Annotated in this window: 1 rRNA gene; it reads left to right on the forward strand. The window is 52.5% G+C overall.

Going from position 1 to position 2,987, the window contains the following annotated elements:
* Positions 1-28: 28 nt before the first annotated feature.
* Positions 29-2,929 (forward strand): 23S ribosomal RNA (locus tag ACGYK9_RS19205).
* Positions 2,930-2,987 lie beyond the last annotated feature (58 nt).

The raw sequence follows: 2,987 nt of genomic DNA on the forward strand, positions 1-2,987 counted from the left end.
GGCGCTAAGTCTTGCTTTTTCTGGATCAAATCAAGCGCGAAAAGGGCGTTTGGTGAATGCCTTGGCAGTAAGAGGCGATGAAAGACGTGATACTCTGCGATAAGCCATGGGGAGCTGAGAATAAGCTTTGATCCATGGATTTCTGAATGGGGCAACCCACCTGATTGTTTGTTATTATTGCTTCGCAATGTCCGCTCCGCGCCGACCTTTGGTCGGTACACCGATCCTTCGGATCGGCACTGGGGCAGGCAGCGGCGCAGTTAATAATGAGCAAGACCAGGTATTTTTAACCTGAATATATAGGGTTAAAAAGGCAAACCCGGGGAACTGAAACATCTAAGTACCCGGAGGAAAGGAAATCAATATGATACTCCCCTAGTAGCGGCGAGCGAACGGGGACCAGCCGAGCCATGAGTGTGATTAGAATGCGTTGGAATGCGCAACCAGAGTGGGTGATAGTCCCGTATAAGAAGCATGATTGGACGTATTAAGTAGGGCGGGACACGTGAAATCCTGTCTGAAGATCGGAGGACCACCTTCGAAGGCTAAGTACTCCTTACTGACCGATAGTGAACCAGTACCGTGAGGGAAAGGTGAAAAGCACCCCGACGAGGGGAGTGAAACAGTACCTGAAACCGAACGCCTACAATCAGTTGGAGCATCCTTGCGATGTGACAGCGTACCTTTTGTATAATGGGTCATCGACTTGGTCTCACGAGCAAGCTTAAGCCGTTAGGTGTAGGCGCAGCGAAAGCGAGTCTTAATAGGGCGTCGAGTTCGTGGGATCAGACCCGAAACCGAGTGATCTAGGCATGGCCAGGTTGAAGATAAGGTAACACTTATTGGAGGACCGAACCCACATCTGTTGAAAAAGATCGGGATGAGCTGTGCCTAGGGGTGAAAGGCCAATCAAACTCGGAGATAGCTGGTTCTCTGCGAAATCTATTTAGGTAGAGCGTCATCCGAATACCCTCGGGGGTAGAGCACTGGATGGGTAATGGGGCCCCACAGGCTTACTGATCCTAACCAAACTCCGAATACCGAGGAGTACTGGATGGCAGACACACGGCGAATGCTAACGTCCGTCGTGGAGAGGGAAACAACCCTGACCTCCGGCTAAGGCCCCTAATTCATGGCTAAGTGGGAAAGCAGGTGAGACGACCAAAACAACCAGGAGGTTGGCTTAGAAGCAGCCATCCTTTAAAGATAGCGTAACAGCTCACTGGTCTAAATAAGTTGTCTTGCGGCGAAGATGTAACGGGGCTCAAGCCATGAGCCGAAGCCGAGGATGCATTTATTGCATGGTAGCAGAGCGTAGTGTGACATAGTTCCATGTGTCCTTATCGTCCCTCGGGACGTATTGGACACAAGGAGCTTTCTGTGAAGCCGGCGCGTGAGCGATCCGGTGGAGAGATCACTAGTGAGAATGATGACATGAGTAGCGACAAAGAGTGTGAGAGACACTCTCGCCGAAAGTCCAAGGGTTCCTGCTTAAAGCTAATCTGAGCAGGGTAAGCCGACCCCTAAGGCGAGGCCGAAAGGCGTAGTCGATGGGAACCAGGTTAATATTCCTGGGCCAGATGGAAGTGACGGATCGCAGGGGTAGTTCATCCTTATCGGATTGGATGGGCTGCTGAGCGGTCCCTGGAAATAGCTCCATCATCAGATCGTACCCTAAACCGACACAGGTGGACAGGTAGAGAATACCAAGGCGCTTGAGAGAACTATGTTGAAGGAACTCGGCAAAATACCTCCGTAAGTTCGCGAGAAGGAGGCCCGGTTCCTAGGCAACTAGGGGCTGGGGGCACAAACCAGGGGGTGGCGACTGTTTATTAAAAACACAGGGCTCTGCGAAGTCGCAAGACGACGTATAGGGTCTGACGCCTGCCCGGTGCCTGAAGGTTAAAAGGAGGAGTGAGAGCTCTGAATTGAAGCCCAGGTAAACGGCGGCCGTAACTATAACGGTCCTAAGGTAGCGAAATTCCTTGTCGGGTAAGTTCCGACCTGCACGAATGGCGTAACGACTTCCCCGCTGTCTCCAACATAGACTCAGCGAAATTGAATTACCGGTCAAGATGCCGGTTACCCGCGGTTAGACGGAAAGACCCCGTGCACCTTTACTACAGCTTCACACTGGCATTAGGCCGAACATGTGCAGGATAGGTGGTGGGCTTTGAAACCGAGACGCCAGTCTCGGTGGAGCCTCCCTTGAGATACCACCCTTGTTCTGCTTGATGTCTAACCGCGGACCGTTATCCGGTTCCGGGACCCTGTGTGGCGGGTAGTTTGACTGGGGCGGTCGCCTCCTAAATCGTAACGGAGGCGCGCGAAGGTTGGCTCAGAGCGGTCGGAAATCGCTCGTTGAGTGCAATGGCAGAAGCCAGCCTGACTGCGAGACTGACAAGTCGAGCAGAGTCGAAAGACGGCCATAGTGATCCGGTGGTCCCAAGTGGGAGGGCCATCGCTCAACGGATAAAAGGTACGCCGGGGATAACAGGCTGATACTGCCCAAGAGTCCATATCGACGGCAGTGTTTGGCACCTCGATGTCGGCTCATCTCATCCTGGGGCTGGAGCAGGTCCCAAGGGTACGGCTGTTCGCCGTTTAAAGAGGTACGTGAGCTGGGTTTAGAACGTCGTGAGACAGTTCGGTCCCTATCTTCCGTGGGTGTAGGATACTTGAGAGGAGTTGCCCCTAGTACGAGAGGACCGGGGTGAACGATCCACTGGTGGACCAGTTGTTATGCCAATAGCAGTGCTGGGTAGCTATGATCGGACAGGATAACCGCTGAAGGCATCTAAGCGGGAAGCCCCCCTCAAAACAAGGTATCCCTGAGAGCCGTGGTAGACCACCACGTCGATAGGCCAGAGATGTAAGCGTAGTAATACGTTCAGTTGACTGGTACTAATTGCTCGATAGGCTTGATTTGATCCAGTAGAAGCAAGACTGCTTACTGATCAAAAGCATACACATACAATCAGTCGTAC

The sequence above is a fragment of the Sulfitobacter sp. 1A15258 genome (assembly GCF_043557045.1).
In the GTDB taxonomy this organism is placed as follows: domain Bacteria; phylum Pseudomonadota; class Alphaproteobacteria; order Rhodobacterales; family Rhodobacteraceae; genus Sulfitobacter; species Sulfitobacter faviae.